The following is a 22,479-nucleotide window of genomic DNA, read 5'->3' on the forward strand; positions in this document are numbered from 1 at the left end:
CGCCCAAGCCTAAGCCTCGGTATGACTGGCGCGCGATCTGGACGTGCGGGTGCGCTTCCTATTTTTTGACCGACATCGCGGTATTTCGCGGGCTCTGGGGATTCATCACCGAGTGCTTCCGGCCATAGGCGAAATAGATCACGAGTCCGATTATGAGCCAGATGGCGAAGCGCACCCAGGTCTCCCAGTGCAGTTGGGTGATCAGGAAGGCCGAGGCGAGCACACCGAAGATGGGGATCACGGGCATGAAGGGCAGTCTGAACGTGCGCGGGATCTCGGGGCGTGTGCGGCGCATGATGATCACGGCAATGCAGACCACGACGAACGCAGCCAAGATACCGATATTGGTGAGGTCGGCGATGAGGCGGATGGGAAACACTCCGGCCAGAAGGGCCGCCGCGATGCCTGCGATCCAGGTGACGCGCTGCGGGGTGCCCCGCTTGTCGGTGCCGGAGAACCACTTGGGCAGCAGGCCGTCGCGGCTCATGCTGAACCACACTCGACTGACCCCGAGGAGGAAGGTGAGCATCACCGTGAGGATGGAGACCACCGCGAAGGCCGAGATGATCGTGGCGATCACGGGAAGTCCGACCGAGGTGAATGCGACAGCAAATGCGGCTGTCGGGTCGATTTTGGTCCAGTTCTGCATTCCGGTGAGCACGAGGGTGGCCATCACGTAGAGCACCATGGCGATGGCAAGGGAGAGCAGAATCGCCTTGGGCATATGTTTCTTGCCGTCGACGGCCTCCTCTGCTGCCGTGCTCATCGCGTCGTATCCGAACACCGCAAAAAATACCGTTGCTGCACCGGTGAAGACTGCTCCGAAACCGTTGGGCACGAAAGGCAGGTAATTCTCGGTGTTGATATACGAAACACCGATGCCGATGATGGCGAGGATGAGCAGCACCTTCAGGCCGACGGCCACGAGTTCGAAGCGTCCGAACGTCTGCGTGCCGCGGCTGAGGATGAAGGTGACGAGCAGACACACCACAATCGCGGGCAGGTTGACGACGCCGCCGTTCACCGTGTCGGCGGTCCCCTGCATCCACTGCGGTATTGCCACCCCAATCCCGGACATGAACTCGGTGAAATATCCCGAAATACCGATGGCGACAACGGCCACGATGGCGACGTATTCCAGGAGCAGGTCCCAGCCGATGAACCAGCCGACGATCTCGCCGATGGCGACGTACCCGTAGGTGTAGGCGGATCCCGACCGGGGGATCATGCCAGCGAACTCCGCATAGGAGAGCGCGGCGGCCGCGCTCGCCAGGCCGGCGATGAGAAACGAGATGACGACGGCCGGTCCAGCACCCACCCCGTCTGGCCCGCCGTTTGCCACCAGGCCGGCCAGGGTGAAGATTCCGATCCCGATGATGCCGCCGACTCCGATGGCGGTGAGCTGCCAGAGTCCGAGGCTTTTGAACAACCCGTTCTTGTGCGAGTTGTCGTCGATGTCATCGACCGGCTTGCGACGAAGGATCGAATACGGGTTGTACTTCGTCATAGAGGTCTCCGTTGACTTGTCGTTTTTTCTCCGGATAAACGCGTTGTTCGCATTACGGGGGTTTCGACTTGCTGGTATTCGGTATTCGGTATTCGGTAATCGGGCGAGAACGCTTCTGGGCAGAATACTCCCCCGGTCGGGGGTCAGAATCCCGCAACCGTCCGCACCAACAGCACAAATAGTGGATGCTGGCGCGGCCTGGGGCCTCAGGGCTGAATCGCGCCGGTAGTCAAGAGTGCCACGAGCGTGCCGCCGAGGGCGAGGCGGTAGATGACGAACGGAAGAAACGATCGCTTCGAGATGTAGCTCATGAAGAATGCGATCACGACGAGTCCGACCACAAACGAGACACCCGTTGCTGCGGCCGTTTCCCCCGCCGTGAATACCTCGGATCCGGGTGTCTTGATGGTTTTATACAGCTCGAACAGCCCGCTTCCGAAGACGGCGGGGATGGCGAGGAGGAAGGAATAGCGGGCCGCTGCAGCACGCTCATACCCGAGGAAGAGCCCGGCGGTGATGGTGCCTCCCGAACGCGAGACTCCCGGGATGAGCGCGAGCGACTGCGCCCCTCCGTAGATCACGGCGTGCGGCACGGTGAGATCACGCAATTGGCGCTTCTTCGCACCGACATAGTCCGCGATGCCGAGCAGGATGCCGAAGACGATGAGCGTGATGGCGATCACCCAGAGGGAGCGCAGCGTGGTCTCGATCGCCTTTTGGAAGATGAGGCCGAGCACCACAATCGGAACGGATCCGAGGATGATGAACCAGCCCATCTTCGCGTCAATATCGTTGCGTGGCACCCGGTTGAACAGCGAGAGGAACCAGCGCGAGACGATGCGCCACAGGTCCGCTGCGAAATAGACGACAACGGCGAGTTCGGTGCCGAGTTGGATGATCGCGGTGAAGGCGGCACCCGGATCCGTGCCGGTGCCGAGCAGCAGCCCGACGAGACGCAGGTGTGCGTTGGAGGAGATCGGCAGAAACTCGGTGAGACCCTGGACGATGCCGAGGATGATGGCGTCGAGCAGGCCCACAGGCGGATCCAATCAGTAGTCGAGCAGCAGGTCCCCGAGAACACGCCTGCCAAACACTAACGCGTCGAGTGGCACGCGCTCGTCGACGCCGTGAAACATGGCCGGAAAGTCCAGTTCGGGCGGCAGCTTGAGCGGGGCGAAACCGTATCCCTTGATGCCGAGCAGTGAAAGAGCCTTGTTATCAGTGCCGCCGGAGAGCATGTACGGCAGCACCGGCGCACCGGGATCGTGCGTGCCAAGCGCCGCGGTCATCGCCTCGACGAGGGGCCCGGAAAAAGCAGTTTCTAGCCCGATGTCGCGGTGGAGCACCACAATCTCGATGTCGGGGCCGACCAATTCCGCGAGCTCGGCGAGCACGGCATCCTCCTCGCCCGGGAGGGTGCGGATGTCGATGAGCGCCTCGGCTGTATCTGGGATGACATTGTGCTTGTAGCCCGCCGTCAGCGCGGTGGGATTGGTCGTGGTGCGAAGCGAGGCCTGGATGAACCGGCTCGTCGTTCCGGTGGCGAGGGCGATCTCATCCGGACCCACCTTCTGCGGATCCACCTCGAGGATGCGCGCGAGTTCGCCGAGCAGCTCGGTCGTGGTGTCGGTGAGTCGCACCGGCCATTCGCGGCGACCGACAATAGCGACAGCCTCGGCGAGCTTCGTGACGGCGTTATTGCGCATCACGTGCGAGCCGTGAGAGGCCGTGCCGCGCGCGATGAGTTTGACCCAGACCAGGGCTTTCTCGCCGGTCTGCAGCAGGTAGGCACGGGTGCCATTGAGCGTCACCGAGTATCCGCCGACCTCACTGATCGCCTCGGTCGCACCGGCGAAGAGTTCCGGATGATCCCTCACTAGGTAGCCGGAACCGAGCACTCCCCCGGCCTCCTCGTCGGCGAAGAAGGCGATCACGAGGTCACGGGATGGCTGCTTGCCGGCACCGAGGATGTCCTCGAGCGCGGTGAGCATCATGGCGTCCATGTTCTTCATGTCGACCGCGCCGCGGCCCCAGAGCATGCCGTCTTTGACAACTCCGCCGAAGGGGTCGACGCTCCAGTTATCCGGCTGGGCTGGCACGACATCCGTGTGGCCGTGCACCACGAGAGCCGGTTTCGAGCGGTCGGATCCCTCGACCCGGGCGATGACACTCACGCGTCCGGGCTCGGATTCGAACATCTCGGGGCTGAGGCCGAGGCCGGTGAGATAGGCGGAAACGTACTCCGCGGCATCCGCCTCACCGTTGGATTTACCGCCTCCGTAATTGGTGGTGTCGAACCGGATCAGGTCGCGGGCGATTCGCGCGGTCGCGTCGAGCTGGTCGTCAGAAGTCTCAGTCAGCATGCCTCAACGGTATCCTCTCGAGCCTCTGCGCCGGTGTTCCAGGCAGGTCGCGCGCGCGTGCTAGTGTCAGATCTCGATGCTTCTGGAAAGAAGAATCGAAAGCGCGCGGATGGCGGAAATGGTAGACGCGCCAGCTTGAGGTGCTGGTGCCCGTTAGGGCGTGGGGGTTCAAGTCCCCCTTCGCGCACAGTGGGGTGGTTCCGACATTAGGTCGGTACCGGTTCAGAGAATGGGTCGCGACAACTGGTCAACAGTCGTCCGGCCCTTTTTTTGTGCGCGAGTTTTTCGTGGTTTGCCGATGAAGGGAGTCGGCGGGCGGGCGGGTGGCTAGTTTGTCGACATAGAGCAGCGGAGGGCGAAGCACACGTTCATTCATGGCCGACAGTTGGAGTTCGTTGCTCGGGGCGCGGTTAGATAGTGTGGCGGTAAGTGATAGGATATCATATTGTCAGATCACGCGGCACAGTTGCCGAAGACACTGCGCCTCCGGTACTCAGCCAGTGCGCGCAGTGCGCGATCGATTTGCCCACCGGCACCCGTGCGGTGTACGACCGCGATACCAAGAGCGTCACCTGCCTGGCGTGCCTGGCCGAACCAATCCCGTCGGCACCGCAAACGACCGGCCCGGTTCTCCCCGAGAGCTTCGATGATGCGAAGAGCGCACTCCTGGAACTTGGCCCGGAGCAATCGGAGGTCTCCGCCGGAGTTGCTGGCGCGTCGGCTCAGCACGAGTATGAGCGACGCAAGAACAAGTGGGAGACGCAAATTCGCGGCGCTCACCCACACATGGGTGGCCTCATCCTGGCCCTGAGCGATGACCCGCAAAGTACCAAGGCGTGGGCTACCGGGGCGCAGGTCGAAAAGCGACTGGGCCGACTACGTGACGGCTTCGTCGGAGACGGCGTGCATGTTCTGCACGTCCGCCGCATTCCTCCCACTAAGGCCAACATTGACCACATCGTGGTGTGCCCCTCGGGCGTCTTCGTGATCGATGCGAAGAAGTACCAGGGGCAACGCCCCAGCCTTCGGATCGAGGGTGGATGGATTCGCGCACGCACGGAGACCCTGATCGTCGGTTCACGCAATGGCACCAAACTGGTCGACAGAGTCCATAAGCAGGTCGCCCATGTCCGGGCGGCGCTCGACGCGACTGGTCTTAGTGCGGTGCCGGTCGGCGGAATGCTGTGCTTTGTCGAGGCCGACTGGCCACTGATCGGCGATCACTTTACGATCACCGGGCTGAATGTGCTGTGGCCGAACAAGGTGGCTAGCCACATTATTAAACCGGGCGCCGTTGACGTTGACACCGCGAAGCAGGTCTACCTACCCCGCATCATCGTTCCAGCCCGCGTAGGTTTCTCCAGTCGGGACTGCAGACCGTTTAGTTGACACGAATCAAACGAATCGACGGCAGTCCCATCGTTCTTCGCCGGGATTGTGAACACGTCGAGTTCGCCCACGTATAAGGGAAGGATTTGCCGCGTAATTTCCACGGCGGCTGCCAAGGCGACCACTACGCAGGTGGAGGGCTTGCTTTAGGAGGCCTTAGGTTTAGTGCTCGGCGCGCTGCGCCTCTTGCGCAATGCCCGGCCAGGTAGCACGCGCGACGGCGAGGATAGACACACTGTTCCCTACCGTAGTTTTCGCCAACCTAGTGGGATCGGCTCGGGTGTTGGTGTGAAAGCTGCGAGATCCCGCCCGCGGATTCTCGACGTCCGCGTCAGCCAGTTCTTGTTGGTCAGCCGATAGGGGGTGCTAGAACGGGGGTGGGTCGGCTTCTCGGTTGTAGCCGGTGGGGCTTGTCCATACTGCGCGCTCGGCGCCGGGTGGTTTTTCGACCTGCCATTTGGTTTGGTGTTTCATCGTGTGGTGTGTGCGACATCGGTGGTTGAGATTGTCTGCGGTGGTTGTTCCGCCGTTGGCCCAGGCGCGGGTGTGGTCGAGATCGCAGTGGGCTGCGCGTCGTCCGCAGCCGGGGAAGTCGCAGGTGACGTGCAGGGTGGCGAGCCATCGTTTCAGTGTGGTGGGAACTCGGTACTGTCGCGGGTCAATTCCAACGATCGTGCCGGAGACCGGATCGGTGAGCAGCCGGGTGATCGAGGGCACTGTTGCGCACAGCCTGCGGGCGGTGTTGATATCGATCGGGCCGATACCTTCGAGTAGAGCTGGCTCATCAAAGTGGCCGAGCAGGCTCAGCACGGGGATGGTCAGCGCGACCGTGACCCCGACTGCCGGCCGCGTGCCTGCGCCGCTTGTGCCTGCGCTGCTTGTGCCTGCGCTGCTTGTGCATGCGCGGCTTGTGCATGGGCTGCTTGTGGCGGTGAGCAGGTCGCTGAGCACGTCGGCGCGCAGTTGGGCCATTGTGCGTTGTTCGTCGGATTCGGTAAATAGTCCGAATGCGAGGCCATCGAGGGCGGCGCCGACCATCGCTAGTTTCTCGGCAGACAGGTGTGCGTGCAGTCGGCCCATGCCGTCTCGGTCCACTTCGGTCCACACCCCACGGTGTGCGTTGGCCGCGCCATGGCGTTCGGTGAGAGTCTGCGCGTGCAGTTTCTCGCGCACGGCGCGAGCTGTGGTCCGGAATCTGGCCGGAGCAAGAGTGATGGCACCCATGATCCTGGTCTGAAACTCGGCCCATAAATCTGCCGGTAATTCGCTGACTATGGATGCCGCTTCCCGGGCGTTCTGGGTTGAGATATCTCCCTCGGCAAACCGCGCCCACAACAGCGGCAACGACTGTTGGAGGGTTTGCGCGACCATGCCGTAGGCGCGAACTGTGGACTCTGCGAGGCTGAGGCGCACCGCAAGGTCAGCCGCGGCGGCGCGCTCGGCGAATTCGACGGCATCCCCGCGGAGCATGACGGCATCGATGAACACCTCGGGATGTTCGGCGGCTTCCCGCAGGGTGGCATCGATCGCACGGAACACTTCGGCTGATGCCCGCCACTGGGTGTGCTGCGCGAACTCGGCTTCGGCCATGCCGAACTCGACGCGAGTGTCAGCGTCGGCCATGTCGAGGAGGGGGTGGTGCATGAACACACTCAATCAGAGGCCACTGACATTGCAGCCGATAAGGGAAGTGCCGGTCAGGACTGGTATTTATCCACCGGCAGGTTCGCGCAAATCGGCTCTGTGGAGGAGGAGAGGCGAGGCCCTGCGAGGCCGTCGAGAAACTATTCTTCGCTGAGGAAGCATCCGTCGCCTCTGCACTGTGTCGGTTGGTGGTGAAGAGCACACCGACCGTCGCGGCGCGAGTGGCCAGCGCACCTACGAACGACTGCACGGTTGGGCGCCCGACAACGACGTCTTCGGCACATCGCTTCGCTTCGATAAGGATCTGGCTGATGCCCAGCTCGTCACGGTCGATCTTGCCGTCGAGACCGCCGTCACCCGACGTTGATGACTGGATCAGATCTTGCGGAGTCTGGTCATCCAGAACAGCGGCGGCCTGAAATCAGACACCTCGTCACACGGATCGTCTGGCACCGGGAATCAGACCCCCGCTACGTGATTCGCTGCTCCCACTGGCGACGAAAACACCAACATCATGCCCAGGCTGGGAGCTGTCCCAGCTTTTCCTCGCTTGCCCGACAGCCGTCCGTGGCCACCAATATTTCAACGGTGTGGAGTTATTTGATACTTCACTTATATTGACAAAATCCTTTTCTGGGAGTAGAAAAAAGAAATTCAATAAATAGTTTTCGCCCCAGACCCCGGCATAGCTTTTCTCAGAGCGAAGGGGTCAATATGTCCATCCACCCAAGCGGTGATCAAACCACAGTCGAGAATGTTCCAGACGATGGTCTCGGCAGCTGCGCATCATCCAGCAGTGACCTGGGGGCGACGCAGCCGATCGATATCAGTGCGTTGATCCCTCATATGGGTGACACGTGGTGACGATGATCGGTGGGAACACAGAAGGAGGTGCCGTTGGGCATGGTATCAATCCGACCGTGACGCCGGTCTCACCACGCACCCACCCGGTCGAGGTTCGCATCGCCGCTGAGATGACGGCGACAATCCAAACCTGGTTGGACCGGCTTCCGGCTCTCTCGGTGCGGCACCGCCGCCACATCCAAAGCACTGACCCTCAGTGAGCGAAATCACACCGTCTGTCGTTGCCAGCCCTTACCTGCCAGCTATTTTGTAGCTACTGCTTCGTCGCTGTTTGTAATTGTGAGAGTGCGATCGAGTACCCGTTCGCAGACGCCCCTGAGGGTGAGATTGTTGTCCCGCGCATACTTGCGCAAGAATGTGAAAGCGCTCTCCGGAGTAGTTTCTGCGGATTGAGCGACCGCTCCTTTCGCCTGTTCGATGAGCACTCGACTTTGTAGAGCTATTTGCAATTGCTCGGCCAACGCTTTGGAGTGGCGGATACTGTGTTGCTGGATGATCCCAATTGTTGCGACGTCGGCAAGCGCCTGCACTATTGCAACATCTGCAAGGTTGAGCTCGCCAACAGCAGAGCTGAACAGGTTTATGGTGCCGAGGACGGTACCGCGCAGTCGCAGTGGCGTTGCGTGCACTGACCGAAACCCCTGCTCCAGGGCTGCCTCTCTAAAGACGGGCCACCGCGGATCGGTGCTGGCGAGATCGCCTATCGAGATGGATTTGCCGGTCTTGAAGCAATCAATGCAGGGTCCCGTGCCTGCGTTCAGCGCAAGGATTTCCACCAAGCCGGCGCTTTCAGTTGTTGAAGCGACAAGTTGTAATTGACCGGAGTCATCGGCGAGCATTAGCCCGCCAGCATTTGTTGCCAGGATGTCCGCGCACACCTCCACGAGCGTGTGGAGGAGCTCAATGGTGTCGTAATCGTCAATGAGTGTGTCCGCGACCATCACGAACGCAGCGGTTACTTTTTCCTCACGGGTTAGTGTTTCCATTTTCGGATCTCCTGTTACGGGTTAGAGACTTCTGGATGCGGGTACTCGCCAGGATCTCTGAAGTCCAGTTTCCGCTGGACAACATTTAACGCGACCTCGGCTATTGGGCGCCCCTCGGCAAATGCGCGGGCTTGAAGCAGAGCGAAGGCCTCTGCCATTGATACACCGAGCTGGGTGAAGATCATGCCCGTGGCTTGGTGTGTTTCACGTCGCATGGCAGGTGCGAAGGCTATTTCCGCTTCGGCGGTGTAGCTAGCTGATGCGGCGGCGAATTGGAGGGCCTGATCAGAGATAGCTACCGCCAGGGTCATTCCTGCTTCGAGGTCGGCGGCTGTGAGTATTCCGGGTGTCGACCGGTATAGGTCCACAACGCCCACTGTCGCGGCACCTGACTTGAGAGGCAAAGAAAAGATTGCTCCAACATCCAGTGCGTCGATGGCGGACCAAAACATGGGCCACCCTTCTCCCGGGTGTCTGTTGATGTCGGGAATGAGCACGGGTCTTCCCGTACGCAGAGCATCCCAGTGAGGTCCTTCCCCTAACTCAAATTGCACTTCTTCTAATCTGGCCGCCACAGAATCCGTTATCCCGATTGTGGACAGCTGGCCTATCTCGCTGGTAAGTGATATCGAGGCGCCGCTGACGGGCAAAATGTCGACAAATCGCGCGCATAGTTCCCGCGAAGCTTCTGCAGTACCTGACGAGCAGGCTGCGAACCTGTTGTGCACGGGGACCTACTTTGCAGAGGGGCTATCACGCTGCCCCGGTCCCACGATTTGGTGGAATTATTCGATAGCGAGAACGTTAGTTAACTTTATTACTAGCATGTCAAATAGCTGCACACAAGATGTAACCTGTTCAAAAGTAGGTCAGTGCTGGCGACCATAAAGCTGTTAGACGCCAACCAGGGCTGCCGCGATTACCCGCCAGAGGATATGGACTACGCACCGAGGGCACGGTCGCAGGGAGTCAATGAATTCGATGGGTCGATTTTTGACCGCGAGGGTGCCGGCGGCTTCGCCAGCTCCAACGGAAGACACCTTTGGCCACGACAGCCATTGACTGCAGCAACCGCACTGAGATAAGGGGTTCCGATTGAGGCAACGTGAGCGACCACATGGTGGCTTTTTATGAGTCGTCGCAGGATCGACACATTTTTCTGCGCCCGCTTATTAAAAAAATTTTTGAGGCAGAGGGACTTTTCATGCTTCGTCATCCCCGTCTTGCCAACTTTAGAAGGGCGTAGGAATGTCATCAGTTGCTGAGATACTCACACTGCGTGGTCTGATGCCAGAGGGCAGCGTCGACTCGACGAACGGGGACACCACTGCTGGTGAACTTGAGATCACCAGACTGATCGCAACGGGAATGCTCACCAGCACCCAAGTCGCATCTGCTCGCGCTGCACATGCCGACTTGCCGTTTGTGAAACTCGTGGATTTTCCGATCGATCGAAATGCAGTATCTCTCGTGCCCGCGATTTTGTGCCGCCGGCATGATTTGCTGCCGATAGCAATCAGCAGCGACACGATCACCGTTGCGGTGTCGAACCCTGGTGATGTGTTTGCTCTTGAGGATGTTCGCGCTGCGACCAAGATGCGGGTGAATGCAGTGGTCGCAGAAAGCCGCGATCTGCATGATGCCATGAACCGACTGCTTCGGGCCGACCGAGAACTCATTGACCTTACGGCTGCCATCAAAGGTGAGAGTGGCACCCCCGCAGAAGTCACGGGGGCGAACCCAGAAGTCCTGGAAGAAAACGTGCCGATTGTGCGGCTCGTAAATCTGCTGATCAGCCAAGCTATCCAAGATCGTGCTTCCGACATCCATCTTGAGCCCGCTGAGCATGAAATGCGAGTGCGCTATCGCATTGACGGGGTGCTCCACGAGATGCATCCAGCCCCCAAGCAGATCCAGAATGGCGTGATTTCACGCCTCAAGATCATGAGCGACATGGATATCGCTGAGCGTCGTAAGCCACAAGATGGTCGTCTTTCGGTGAGTCACGGAGGACGCAACGTCGATCTTCGCGTAGCGACTCTTCCTACAGTGTGGGGCGAGAAGATGGTCATGCGAATACTCGATAACTCGGGCCGCAGCTTGAACCTTGATGATCTCGGATTGCTTCAACGAAACTTCGATGTTTATAAAAAGTCGTATACGAAGCCCTGCGGCATGATCCTCGTCACCGGACCGACCGGCTGCGGGAAGTCAACAACGCTTTACGCCACTCTCAACTCGGTTGCTAAGCCAGAGATCAATGTGATCACGGTTGAAGATCCGGTTGAATACCGGTTAGCGGGCATCAATCAGGTACAGGTCAATCCCAAAGCCGGACTGACCTTCGCGAGCGCTCTGCGGTCAATTCTGCGATCGGACCCAGATGTCGTGTTGGTCGGTGAGATTCGAGACTACGAGACCGCTCAGATCGCTATAGAAGCCTCGCTCACTGGGCACCTGGTGCTCTCAACACTGCATACCAACGACGCCCCCAGCGCCATTGCGCGTCTCACTGAAATGAATGTCGAGCCGTTTTTGGTGGGGTCGGCACTCGACGCGGTGGTGGCCCAGCGTCTCGCACGTCGATTGTGCGAATACTGCAAGCAAATTTTTCAACCAAACCTGTCCCAAATGGCGGTCCTAGGGTTTTTTCTCGACCCGGAACGACCCGATCCAGCGTTTTACCAACCGATCGGATGCACGGTCTGCGCGAATACGGGGTACCGGGGGCGCATTGCCGTCCACGAGATTATGGAGGTCAGCGAGGAGATCGGGCGCATGGCCGTGCGCCGCGTATCGAACGCAGAAATCAAGAGTGTCGCAGAGGCTGAGGGCATGATCACGCTGCGCGAAGATGGCTGGGCAAAGGTGCAGTTGGGGTTGACCTCCGTCGAGGAAATCTTGCGTGTCGTGACCTAGTCAGTACGTATCCAACCAGTTTCACATCCATCGCGTCGCAAATCGTGTCTGGTCAATCGAGGGAAAAATGGCTAAGTCGCAGGAAATTCTGATCAATAACAGCGCGTCGGCCATGTCTGCACGACGCAGTGCCCCCGAGGTTCCGGCGGTGCCGGGTGATGCTGCACTGCAGCCGGAGGCTTCACAGCCTGGACGGTCCCCGGAGGCTTTCGACCGTACGGGTGCGCAGCAGCCTCGCGATGTGCTCCAGCGTGCTGACGAGCTCAGGTCCCGTGCATTGGACTATCCCGTCAACGCTGATCCTGAGCTGATCGAGGCACTGCAGAACGTGCTGGTTCTCGGTGCATCAGATCTCCACATCACCAGCAACGCGGCACCTACGGTGAGGATTGACGGCACACTTCGTCCGATCGCCGGTGCTGAGGCGTGGTCGGCGGAGCGAGTTTCACTAGCGCTGATGAGTATCCTGACGACGCAACAGAGGGAGACTTTCGAGCGGGAACTCGAACTCGATCTCGCGTACACCGTGTCCTTCAGCACACGCTTTCGCGTCAATTTATACCAACAGCGCGGAGCGGTTGCTGGGGCGTTTCGTCTAATTCCTTCCGAGGTGCGGCCACTGAGCGATTTGGGGATTCCCAGCGCTGTCGCCAGTTTTGCGAACCTAGCCCGCGGCCTCGTGCTGATCACTGGCCCTACGGGTTCCGGAAAGTCAACAACGCTTGCCGCGCTCGTCGACCTGGTGAACCGCACCCGCGCCGACCATATCGTCACCGTCGAGGACCCCATTGAATTCATTCATATGCACCAAAAATCGCTGGTCAACCAACGCGAAGTGGGTTCCGACACCCATAGCTTTGCCAACGCACTGAAACACGTGCTGCGGCAGGACCCGGATGTCATTCTCATTGGCGAATTGCGCGACCTCGAAACTATCTCGGTCGCGCTCACCGCAGCCGAAACCGGCCATCTCGTTTTTGCGACCCTGCATACACAGGATGCTTCCCAGACAATCGACCGGGTCATAGATGTATTTCCATCGCATCAGCAGGGCCAGATCCGGGCACAACTCGCCGCAACGCTCAACGGTGTCGTCTGTCAGACCCTCGTCAAGCGCGCATCGGGGCCCGGCCGGGCTGTGGCAACCGAAGTATTAATGGCCACCCCGGCAATTGCGAACTTGATTCGGGAAGGCAAGACTTATCAGATTCCGTCGGCGATGCAGGCGGGGCGTGACCTCGGGATGCACACAATGGATCAGCATCTCGCTGAGCTCGTCAATACCGGCGTCATTACCCGCCAAGCGGCCCTCGACAAAGCTCACGACATCGGCGACATCACACGGCTTATCAACAGCACTGGTTCACCGACAGAGGTGCCCACACGTGCGATGGCCGCGAGCGGAATCAACTTCGGCGACTCCTACTCGCTGGGGGTCCACAAATGAAAACTGCACCGGGTTTCGCCTATACGGGCAGGACCAGCGCCGGAAAGCTTGTCAAGGGACAAGTTGACGCCTTGAGCGAGGCCGCGGTGGTGTCCAAGTTGCGCGACATGGGAGTCTCGCCGGTCTCCATCACCGAGGCGGCACGGCGCACTGGGCTTCAACGCGAGATTACGATTCCCGGTCTCAGCAAGCGCGTCACGCTGAAGGATCTGATGATCATGTCTCGTCAAATGGCAACGATGATCGGTTGCGGGCTGTCGCTGCTGCGCACGCTGTCCATTCTTGCGGAACAGACCGAGAGCAAAACTCTCACGAAGATTCTGGAGAAAGTACGAGATGACGTGCAGACCGGTACGTCTACGTCTGACGCGTTTGCCAAACATGCCGACTCATTTCCGCCGCTGATGATCAACATGATTCGTGCGGGTGAGACCGGCGGTTTTCTTGAGGGTGCGCTCGTTTCGGTCGCAAACAATTTTGAAAAAGAGGTAAAGCTGCGGGGCACTATCAAGTCGGCTATGACCTATCCCGTTATTGTGCTCATCATCGCCCTTCTCGCCGTTGCTGCCATGCTCATCTTTATCGTGCCGGTGTTTCAGAAGATGTTCGAAAGCATGGGGGGCCAGCTGCCGCTGCCGACCATGCTGCTCGTTTATCTTTCGCAGTCGATGGTCTTCGTACTGCCGCTTCTCGGGGTGTTCGCCGTTGTCTTTTCGATCTGGTGGCCACGCAACAAAAACACTGATCGAGTGAGACGAAAAGTCGATCCGGTCAAGCTCAACCTGCCGGTGTTCGGGCCACTCCTCAAAAAGATCGCTGTTGCGCGTTTCAGCCGCAATCTTTCGGACATGATCGGCGCTGGGGTACCGATCCTGCAAGCGCTGGATGTGGTGGGCCAAACTTCCGGCAATTGGGTGATTGAGAATGCCCTGAGGCGGGTTGGGGAGTCCGTGCGCCAAGGACGTTCCATCGCAGCGCCGCTTGCCCAGGAGCCGGCGTTTCCTGCGATGGTGACGCAGATGATCTCGGTTGGCGAGAATGCCGGCTCTCTCGAGATGATGCTCGATAAAATTGCTGACTTTTATGACGAGGAGGTCGAGGCCGCAACGGGACAGCTCACCTCGATGATCGAGCCGATTATGGTCGCGTTCCTCGGCGTAATCATCGGTGGCATGATCGTCGCGCTTTATCTACCGATCTTCAATATCGCGACCCTCATCGAATAGCAGGAACGAGCGGCGCCGGCTCAACCCAGTGCAATGATCAGGACCCAATCGAGGATCTTGCATGGGGATACGCTGACCCTACCCTCACTGTTCGCCACTGAAATTGACGCTGACATGGTTGATGGGATGGCCTAGCCGCGAGTCGTGTGATTTGCGCGACGACCTGTATTCGCCTATCTACCTGGAGTGCCGTAGTTTTGCGTACCCCCCTCTCTGGGGAGGTGTTGAACGCGGTACATGATCTTATTGTTTGATAGGAGGTATTCCAGAAAACTGATATCCACCACCCATCACTCCGATCGGAATGGATAACAATGTGTTCTGTAAATAACCGTGCTCTCACTGCTCGTCTCTCTTCGCGAAAGACCGACGAGGGCTTCACTCTGATTGAATTGCTCGTCGTTGTCATTATCATCGGCGTTCTCGCCGCGATCGCCGTGCCGGTCTACCTGGGCATTCAAAACAGTGCGAAGAACTCTGCGGTCCAATCGGATCTGACCAACGCGAAAATCGCGGTGGTCGCCTACTTCACCGCTAATCCCTCGGCCACAGCCGCAAACCTTGCTGACCTCGGCGCCTTTGGCTATGTCGTTTCGGCAAATAACGCGATCGCCTATGGCGGCACCGCTCCGAATAGTGCCTCCGCCACTTTCTGTATCAACGGGCTGAGGAGTGGCGGAACGGCTGGAACAGTGACATCCGGCCAAAATGCTGCGTTGGCGGGTGACAGCTACAGCGTCAGATCCAACGGCGGAGTCGTACCCGGGATCTGCCCCTAGCTGATCGTGTCGGTTCTGGTGATCGTAATCCCCAAGACTATTCACGGGTACTCCGTGGCGAGCGCCCCGCATCGCCTCGTACCCGACCCAAAGGACAGAGATTTTCGCTATCCGCAGTATTGCAAGGTAGGCAGGTGCATCGTGAGTGAGTCCGTCGCTTCTCCTTCCCCTCGGAAGCTTCACTCCCGTGACGAGCGTGGCTTCGGTCTCATCGAGATCGTCGTGACGATGTTTCTCCTGATGATCGTCTCCGTCGCGTTGCTGCCCCTTCTCGTGCAGGGATTGAAACTGTCCGCCGTAAACGCCACGCTGACCGCAGCCGGCCAACTCGCAAGCGGCCAAATCGAATTGCTGCGTTCACAGAGTCTCTGCAGCGCCATCACGCCCACGAGCACCACGACAACGGCCTCGGGTGTCACACTGCTCGTCAGTCGAGCAGTCAGCTCGTCTTGCCCCACCAGCGGATATCCCACCACCGTACCCGTCTCGATCACCGTCACGCGAACCGACACCAGCGTTGTCGTCGCTTCCGCCAACACGCTTATATTCGTGACAGGACGCTGACATGACCTCCCCAACCGACCGTGACACTGCAGCGGGCTTCACGCTCGTGGAAGTGCTGCTGTACAGCCTGTTGCTTATTGTTATTTTGGCCGTTGTCGGTTCGATGCTCCTGACCACGACGACCACATCGAAAACTGTGAATTCGGTGACCGATGCTGCGACGTCCGCGCAGATCGCATCAGAGTCTGTCGGGCGTGGCATCCGTAATTCTTCTGATTTTTTTCTCACAACGCCCGTGGGCGCTGATCAGCTGCTCAGGGCACGCACTGCGCGAGGGGGCGCGACTGTCAGCTGGGTGTGTATGGCGTGGTACTACTCGGCAGCGGGTGGCGGCACCATTCGAACCACGACGTCGGCAACGGCCATTTCCGCTACCCCTACCGCCGCAACTCTCGCGCAATGGACACTGCTCGATACGGGAGTAGCGCCTGCGAGCGGTGCAGCGATTTTCAGTGCCGATGATGCTGTACTCACAGTGGCGTTCACGGGAATCGCGGCCAACCAATCGGTCGTATCCATCTCTAATTCGGCCTACAGTCGGGCCGGCGCGACGGGAGTGCCGTCATGTTACTGAGACGCTGGTCACAACTAGTCGCGGCACATGAACGTGGCTCGGCACTGGTTGCCGTTCTCGGCGTCATGGTCGTCGGGCTCATCCTTACGACCGTGATCGCGAGCACCGTCGTGAGAGCCTTCGGCTTTAGTACGTCGACTCGCGCTTCGGTCGAGTCGCAGGCGGCGGCTGACGCGGGTGTTGCTGCTGCGCGCGCCGGACTGTACGCTCCGGGAAACTGCGCGGCGCAAACCACACCGGGACGATATTCGTCGACCGGGTCGCTTGCCTACATCGCTAGCGTCTTTTTCGATTCGGGATCGGGCTGGCAAACGGGGTGTCCCACAGCCGCAACCATACGCGTGAAAATACTGTCGACCGGAACGGCTCAGTCATTCGCCGTGGCGGGTGCTACAGCGGGCAACAATCGCACTGTCGAAGCAATATTCAATTACACAACACCCGGGCCTCAGCCGAGTGGATCGGCTGTTGATTTATTCTCCGGCGGCACAGTGGAAGCGAACTCCGCTTTCACCCTCTCCGGAACCACCGGTCTGTTGACCCACAATGGCAATCTTGACTGCAATAAAAACAACGCGGTGATCAACGGCAATATCGTGGTGAACGGCAACTTGACCTTCGGCAGGTCATGCACCGTCAACGGCAACGCGACGGTGTCAGGCGCAGCCTCCCTCGGCTCTGGATCGGTATCGGGAAACTTGACCGCGTCTGCCGTCAGTCCCAACCCCCCGGGGAGTCGAGTGGGTGGCGTTTATACGCAAACCACCTCAATGCCAGCGCCGCCGCCCTGGGCTGACGTGCAATATTCGCCGAACGACTGGGTTGATTCACGCGGTGTGGCATTTCAGGTAAGGACCGCACCGACGGCCGATTTGTCGTGCACTCTGAGTAGCGGAAATCTCGGGGGAACAACGAGCCCGGGTCGGGCAGTGATCATCAACATGCTCGGGTGCCCTGGCGGGCCGCTCGTGGGTAACAATACGAGCATCACCCTCACCAGTGATGTCGCGATCTTTGCGCAGCAGTTTAATTTCGGCTCTGCAAGCTCCCTCACCTTCGGAACATCGGGGAGTGCAGTGTTCCGGCTGTGGTTCATCACCCCGGACTACTCGACGAATCAATTACCCACCTGCAATCGCAGCAAGCCGTCACCGGGTGCCCAGGGTGATTTCACTATGGCGAACGGCTTTGTTGCCTCCACCAACGGTTCGGGCACTGGTGGCGTGCGCGCGATGCTGTATACCCCGTGCGCTCTGTTGGGCAATAACGGTTTCACCTGGAGCGGGCAGATTTACGCCGGTCAGTACAGTTCCCTGAAGAACAACCCGACCTTCACGGCTGACCCGATCGGAATTGCAGGCTACGACCTGGCAACCGGCACACAAACCACGGTACCGACGAACCCGCAGCCGGGTGCCCCTGTCTCCAACCGCAATATCGAGGGCGGTTAACATGGCCGCAATTCTTGTCGGCGCTTTCGGCTCTCTGGTCGGATCCTTTCTCAACGTGGTCATATTCCGAGTGCCCGCGGGCTTTTCAGTCGTTTTCCCGCCGAGCAGATGCCCCTCCTGTTTCGCTCGGATTAGAGCTTTTGATAACATTCCGGTCGTTTCGTGGCTCGTGCTACGTGGAAAGTGTCGCGACTGTCGGGTGGGTATCTCCATCCGCTATCCCCTGGTGGAGCTCTGCACTGCGGGGTTCTTCGGTGTTGTGGCGCTGCGATTTTGGTCGGGAGACTTGATCTCCGGCTCCGCTGCTTTCACTAATGCACTTACCGCCGCCCTTATTTTGATCGCCTATCTTTATCTCGCCGCGGTCAGTGTGGTGCTCGCGCTCATCGACATCGACACTCGGACGCTCCCCAACCGAATCGTGCTTCCCAGTTTGCTTGTCGGCATCGTACTGTTGAGCGCAGCGACACTCATCGGCTCGGACTACTCGGCTCTGCTTCGAGCGGGTATCGGCTCGGCAGCATTGTTTCTCGCTTATGGGATGTTGGCATTCGCGTCCCCGGGAGGGATGGGCCTCGGCGATGTCAAGCTCGCCGCCGTGCTCGGTCTCTACCTCGGGTACCTCGGTTGGTCACAGCTCGTCGTCGGCGCATTCATCGCCTTTCTCATGGGCGGGCTCTTCGGGCTAACTCTGATGGTGTTTCGCCGAGCGAGCCGCAAAACGAGCATCCCGTTCGGTCCATGGATGCTCGCGGGCGCGTGGGGTGGGGCTCTCGTCGGCGTCCCGATCGCTCGCGGATATTTGTCCCTTTTCGGATTAGCGTAACCCGCATCGTTGGGCGGAGAAAGTGAGATGAAAATGGCCAAAAATGTGGTCGGTGTCGACATTGGAAGCACTTCGGTGCGCGCCGTGGAAATAAGAGCGAGTTCGACCGGCATAGCGACCCTGGTGCGATTTCTCGAGCTTCCCTTTCCCGAGGGTGCGGTCAACCGCGGTGAAGTGCTCGAACCGCTCATGGTCGGAGCGGTTATCAAGCGACTCTGGTCGACTGGGGGTTTCACAAGCAAAAAGGTAGCTCTCGGTATGGGCAATCAGCGAGTGCTCGCACGCGACTTCACCGTTCCGCGTGCTTCACTTGCCCATATCCGTGAAGCCCTGCCATTTGAGGTGCAAGACATGCTCCCCGTGCCAGTTTCTGACGCCCTTCTCGACTTCTACCCGATCTCCGAGTCGATAGGCGAGAACGGTCCAGTCGTACATGGTTTGCTCATCGCGGCTATCAAAGACGCCGTAACAGGAAATGTGAAAGCAATCCAGGAAGCGGGGCTGAGCCCATGGGAGGTGGATCTCATTCCCTTTGCCCTGGCGAGAGTTCTCATCACTCGACCGCAGATCACGGGTACCGTCGCACTCATCGAGGTGGGGGCGAATGCATCCACGGTCGTCATCGCCACCGATGGTGTGCCGCAGTTTGTACGTATCATCCCCGCCGGGGGTGAGGACCTGACACAGGCCTTGAAACTGAAGCTCGCACTCACCATAAACCAAGCAGAAGCCCAGAAGAAGCGTCTCGGTCTTGCACAGCAGGTAGCCACATCCGAGGAGCGCAAGATCGTCGAGATCCTCCACGAGGTTATCGGGGAGCTGCTGGCAAGCCTTCGAAACACCATCGACTATTTCACCACCCTGCGTTCGCACGAGCCCATTCGTCAGATCCTCTTCACGGGGGGCGGAGCGCAGCTCATCGGTTTTGCCAATGCGCTCGCCGAGATCACGAAACTCCCGGTAGTAGAGGCCGATCCGTTCACCACCATCACGCTGTCTCGCTCGCTGGACGTTGACAAATTGAAACAGATCCGCGCATCGATAACGGTCGCGCTTGGACTCGCCCTCGGGAGCCTCGAATGAGCCGCTCCGGAACGGCAGCGGCTCTTGTCATCGGAGGCATACCCAGAGCAGATCTGTTACCACCAGAGCTGAGACTGCAGAGGAAATGGCGCGCCCTTCAGAAGCGTCTATGGTTATCGGTCGCGGCTTTGTGCTTCGTGATGATCTTAGGAACGGCCGCGGCCGCACGACAGGCATCAGAAGCGCAGATGAACCTGGTGGCTGAACAGGGCAGGACCACCGCCCTGATAGCGGAACAGCAAAAGTATGCTGCCGTTCGAAGCGTGCAACAGGAGATGCGCCTGGTAGAGGCAGCACAGCACATCGGTACGTCCACCGAGATCGACTGGCAGAACTACCTGATGCGGGTGCAGGGCACTCTGCCTGCCAACGTCATCCTCACCTCTGTCTCTATTGATGCTGGATCACCGCTCCAGTCTTACCGCCAGCCGACCGTGCCTCTGCAGGGGGCAAGGGTCGCAACCTTGAGTTTCGTGGCCACAAGCGCGACTCTGCCAGAAGTCCCGGCTTGGCTAGATTCGCTCACCAGTTTGCCCGGTTATACGGATGCGTCACCAGGATCGGTGACCCGTGATGATGCCACCGGCGCGTACACGGTCGACATTACGATGCACATAAACGAGGCCGCCTTCTCCAATCGCTTCGCGCCGGTGGAAAAATAACATGGATAAAAATCGAAGGTGGACTATCGCCGCAATTCTCACAATGGTGGCGGTGATGATCTTTGGTTGGTTCCTGGGAGTTCAACCGCAACTCGCCTCCACCGAAGCGGCGCGCCAACATCTGGTGCTCGTGCGCTCTCAAAACAACGCGAACTCCGTTTCGATTACGCAACTCAAAGGTGACTTTGACAGAATTTCCGAGATCAAAATCAAACTTGCCACGATGCGCCTTTCGGTGCCGTCGAGCGCCGAAATCTCGACGCTCGTAACTGAACTCGACTCCTTGGCCGGCGAACATCAGATTGAGGTGCATGCGATCACGGTCGCTGATGCACTGGGATATACACCCCCTTCAACCGCCGCAACAATACCCGCAGATGAAATGTCAGTGGATCCGTCGTCCGCCTCGACGCACGCCTCCGCTGGGATGCCGTCCACTTCCACGGCAGCCGTGCCACAATCACACAGCAGCATCACTGGGGCGAATTTCATTGCGATACCGGTTCAGTTGACTGTAACGGGCCCATTTCCCGGGGTTTTGGAGTTCGTGCATGGGCTGCAGACCGGTCATCGACTTTTCCTTGTCACGACGATGTCGACCACAGTGTCGCCAGACAAAGCCGCCGTGGAACTGGTTAATGCAACGGTTGGAGGACTTGTCTACGTGCTCCTCGCGAACGTGGAGGGCGAGACGGGCAAGTCGTGCAACCAGGACTGTCAGGCAGGGCGCTAGTCCGCAAGCCCGCACCTGCAGGCTCAGTCGCCCCAGGTTGTTTGTGCAGATAGCGCCTGCCCGAGCGCTGTCGCGCGCCTCAGTCTTTTTTTGACGATCACGTTAGCAATCACGCCGATGCGGAGTTTTTCGAACGGGGCCGCGCATCAGGCCACTCGGAGATTTTTTTCAAAAACCTGGGCTTGACAGTGCAGGCAGATATAGCTTTATGATTGTATTACTTCGCTCTAGATCTCGGTGACGTCAACATCACCCCGAGACCCAACGGAGCATCATTAATAATTTATCAGCCGTCCTCCCATGCGATGAAACATTCCGCTGGGATTGCACCGCCTATTTCAAGCTGGGCGGTACGAAGCCACTCATCAACGTCCTTTCTACCGTGGCCGTCTCATGAACCCGCGAAAAAGTGAGATTTTCACCGATTGTTTCGACGCACCATCCCCTGCACCTCTTCAAGCCACTCGCTGTCACCTGCCCTTCCGGCGCACCATCGCGGGTTTTCTGGCACTGCTCCTGTTGCTACTGGTAGCTGGAGTTTCGGTGCTCGCTCCTGATGCGCCTGCCATCGCGGCCGGTACCAACACCAATGACCCCGCGACGTGGCAAACGGAACCTGGCGAGACTTGCGTAAAAATCGAGCCAGTCACTGTCGTACCGTACATTTTGCCCGATGCGCCCACTGACCGCACGTATTCAAAAATCGTCGTCAAGGCGGGGTCTTCGGGTAAAAGCGTGACAGATGAGAATGCAGTGTTCCCGAATCCGACGCCCGGTGCGAGGTACCAGCATCCTGAAAAAGACTCGATCAGCCACATCATTCTGTGCACAATACCGGTCCGTGACCCTCTTCCGCAGGATGCCAGTGCTTCAGTCAGTACTGTCCCACCGACATGTGGTGCTGGTGAGCAGCTGGTGTTGGGCACTCCAGTGAACGCCGTCTGGGGCCCAGTCACAGATGCTTACTCGGTGACAGCGACAGCAACAGAGGGCCACGCTTTTGTTGGCGGGGAGCTGACCCAGACTTTTTCTGGTTCGCTTGCGGCACAGTTGTCATCAACTGATCCCAGATGTGTGGGGCCGAAAGAGGGGAATCCCGCAGACCCAAGTCATACTGATCAACAGTGCGTGGCCGGTGCCACCGCTGGCGGATCGATCACTGTCGAGTTGATCGAGGGCTTCACGTACACGATCACCGGACCAAACGACTTCCGATGGGTCTCTGGCACCGTTGCGACGGTGTCCGGCCTTGAACCTGGTTCGTACGTCGTCACTGTCGAGGCACAATCGGGCTATGTTCTCGTGGGAGCTGAATCGTGGCCATACGAAGTGACGACCCAACCGTCCGCGAACTGCTCACCCGTTGAGCAGGATGCCAGTGCTTCAGTCAGTACTGTCCCACCGACATGTGGTGCTGGTGAGCAGCTGGTGTTGGGCACTCCAGTGAACGCCGTCTGGGGCC

At 59.1% G+C, this 22,479-nt stretch carries 19 protein-coding genes, 1 tRNA gene and 1 pseudogene; 14 read left to right on the plus strand and 7 right to left on the minus strand.

Annotation, left to right across the window (positions count from 1 at the left end; all coding sequences use genetic code 11):
* Window positions 1-58 precede the first annotated feature (58 nt).
* The 3 genes from IWX88_RS07620 to IWX88_RS07630 form a co-directional block, all read right to left on the minus strand.
* Entirely contained in the window at window positions 59-1,507 is a 1,449-nt protein-coding gene (locus tag IWX88_RS07620; protein WP_196828810.1) for an amino acid permease, read from the minus strand.
* Window positions 1,508-1,713: 206 nt separating this feature from the next.
* Entirely contained in the window at window positions 1,714-2,544 is an 831-nt protein-coding gene (locus IWX88_RS07625; RefSeq protein WP_196828812.1) for an undecaprenyl-diphosphate phosphatase, read from the minus strand.
* Between the two features lie 12 nt (window positions 2,545-2,556).
* Window positions 2,557-3,870, minus strand: coding sequence for a M20/M25/M40 family metallo-hydrolase (locus tag IWX88_RS07630; RefSeq protein ID WP_196828814.1), 1,314 nt, complete (start codon window positions 3,868-3,870; stop codon window positions 2,557-2,559).
* A 103-nt stretch (window positions 3,871-3,973) separates the two neighbouring features.
* Here IWX88_RS07630 and IWX88_RS07635 point away from each other — a divergent pair.
* Both IWX88_RS07635 and IWX88_RS07645 read left to right on the plus strand, forming a co-directional pair.
* Window positions 3,974-4,057: transfer RNA gene (locus IWX88_RS07635), tRNA-Leu, on the plus strand.
* Between the two features lie 356 nt (window positions 4,058-4,413).
* Complete coding sequence (locus IWX88_RS07645) at window positions 4,414-5,259, plus strand: nuclease-related domain-containing protein (RefSeq protein WP_370568240.1); 846 nt, start codon at window positions 4,414-4,416, stop codon at window positions 5,257-5,259.
* Window positions 5,260-5,625: 366 nt separating this feature from the next.
* Here IWX88_RS07645 and IWX88_RS07650 read toward each other — a convergent pair whose 3' ends face one another.
* From IWX88_RS07650 to IWX88_RS14225, 4 genes are all read right to left on the minus strand, one after another.
* Complete coding sequence (locus IWX88_RS07650; RefSeq protein ID WP_196828820.1) at window positions 5,626-6,903, minus strand: HNH endonuclease signature motif containing protein; 1,278 nt, start codon at window positions 6,901-6,903, stop codon at window positions 5,626-5,628.
* Window positions 6,869-7,306 (minus strand): restriction endonuclease, encoded by a 438-nt coding sequence (locus IWX88_RS14220; RefSeq protein WP_196829006.1) that lies wholly within the window; start codon window positions 7,304-7,306, stop codon window positions 6,869-6,871. The genes IWX88_RS07650 and IWX88_RS14220 overlap by 35 nt, the downstream gene beginning before the upstream one ends.
* A gap of 703 nt (window positions 7,307-8,009) precedes the next feature.
* Window positions 8,010-8,753: a GAF and ANTAR domain-containing protein gene (locus tag IWX88_RS07660; protein ID WP_196828822.1), complete on the minus strand. Its 744-nt coding sequence runs from the start codon at window positions 8,751-8,753 to the stop codon at window positions 8,010-8,012.
* Between the two features lie 14 nt (window positions 8,754-8,767).
* Entirely contained in the window at window positions 8,768-9,481 is a 714-nt protein-coding gene (locus IWX88_RS14225; RefSeq protein WP_370568241.1) for a GAF and ANTAR domain-containing protein, read from the minus strand.
* Window positions 9,482-10,001: 520 nt separating this feature from the next.
* Here IWX88_RS14225 and IWX88_RS07670 point away from each other — a divergent pair.
* From IWX88_RS07670 to IWX88_RS13855, 12 genes and pseudogenes are all read left to right on the plus strand, one after another.
* The gene (locus tag IWX88_RS07670; RefSeq protein ID WP_196828826.1) at window positions 10,002-11,672 is read left to right on the plus strand and encodes a GspE/PulE family protein; all 1,671 of its coding nucleotides are present in this window, start codon (window positions 10,002-10,004) and stop codon (window positions 11,670-11,672) included.
* Window positions 11,673-11,739: 67 nt separating this feature from the next.
* Window positions 11,740-13,119: a type IV pilus twitching motility protein PilT gene (locus IWX88_RS07675; protein WP_305038633.1), complete on the plus strand. Its 1,380-nt coding sequence runs from the start codon at window positions 11,740-11,742 to the stop codon at window positions 13,117-13,119.
* Window positions 13,116-14,345 carry a type II secretion system F family protein gene (locus IWX88_RS07680; protein WP_196828828.1) on the plus strand — a complete coding sequence of 410 codons (1,230 nt, stop codon included), beginning with the start codon at window positions 13,116-13,118 and terminating at the stop codon, window positions 14,343-14,345. Before IWX88_RS07675 ends, IWX88_RS07680 begins: the two co-directional genes overlap by 4 nt.
* A gap of 314 nt (window positions 14,346-14,659) precedes the next feature.
* Window positions 14,660-15,124 (plus strand): type IV pilin protein, encoded by a 465-nt coding sequence (locus tag IWX88_RS07685; RefSeq protein ID WP_196828830.1) that lies wholly within the window; start codon window positions 14,660-14,662, stop codon window positions 15,122-15,124.
* 141 nt (window positions 15,125-15,265) lie between these two features.
* Complete coding sequence (locus IWX88_RS07690) at window positions 15,266-15,688, plus strand: type II secretion system protein (RefSeq protein WP_196828832.1); 423 nt, start codon at window positions 15,266-15,268, stop codon at window positions 15,686-15,688.
* Window position 15,689: 1 nt separating this feature from the next.
* Window positions 15,690-16,262 carry a hypothetical protein gene (locus IWX88_RS07695; RefSeq protein ID WP_196828834.1) on the plus strand — a complete coding sequence of 191 codons (573 nt, stop codon included), beginning with the start codon at window positions 15,690-15,692 and terminating at the stop codon, window positions 16,260-16,262.
* Window positions 16,253-17,713: a hypothetical protein gene (locus tag IWX88_RS07700; RefSeq protein ID WP_196828836.1), complete on the plus strand. Its 1,461-nt coding sequence runs from the start codon at window positions 16,253-16,255 to the stop codon at window positions 17,711-17,713. The genes IWX88_RS07695 and IWX88_RS07700 overlap by 10 nt, the downstream gene beginning before the upstream one ends.
* A gap of 1 nt (window position 17,714) precedes the next feature.
* On the plus strand, window positions 17,715-18,539 hold the full coding sequence (locus IWX88_RS07705; protein WP_196828838.1) for an A24 family peptidase: 825 nt from the start codon (window positions 17,715-17,717) through the stop codon (window positions 18,537-18,539).
* A 33-nt stretch (window positions 18,540-18,572) separates the two neighbouring features.
* Window positions 18,573-19,622, plus strand: a complete 1,050-nt coding sequence (pilM, locus tag IWX88_RS07710; RefSeq protein ID WP_196828840.1) for a type IV pilus assembly protein PilM — start codon at window positions 18,573-18,575, stop codon at window positions 19,620-19,622.
* Window positions 19,619-20,284, plus strand: coding sequence for a hypothetical protein (locus IWX88_RS07715; RefSeq protein ID WP_196828842.1), 666 nt, complete (start codon window positions 19,619-19,621; stop codon window positions 20,282-20,284). The genes pilM and IWX88_RS07715 overlap by 4 nt, the downstream gene beginning before the upstream one ends.
* 43 nt (window positions 20,285-20,327) lie before the next feature.
* A complete protein-coding gene (locus tag IWX88_RS07720) occupies window positions 20,328-21,017 on the plus strand; it encodes a hypothetical protein (protein WP_196828844.1) in 690 nt (229 codons plus the stop codon).
* Between the two features lie 393 nt (window positions 21,018-21,410).
* A pseudogene (locus IWX88_RS13855) lies at window positions 21,411-22,479 on the plus strand (hypothetical protein); the annotation flags it as partial.

This window comes from Frigoribacterium sp. CG_9.8 (assembly GCF_015751965.1).
Lineage (GTDB): Bacteria > Actinomycetota > Actinomycetes > Actinomycetales > Microbacteriaceae > Lacisediminihabitans.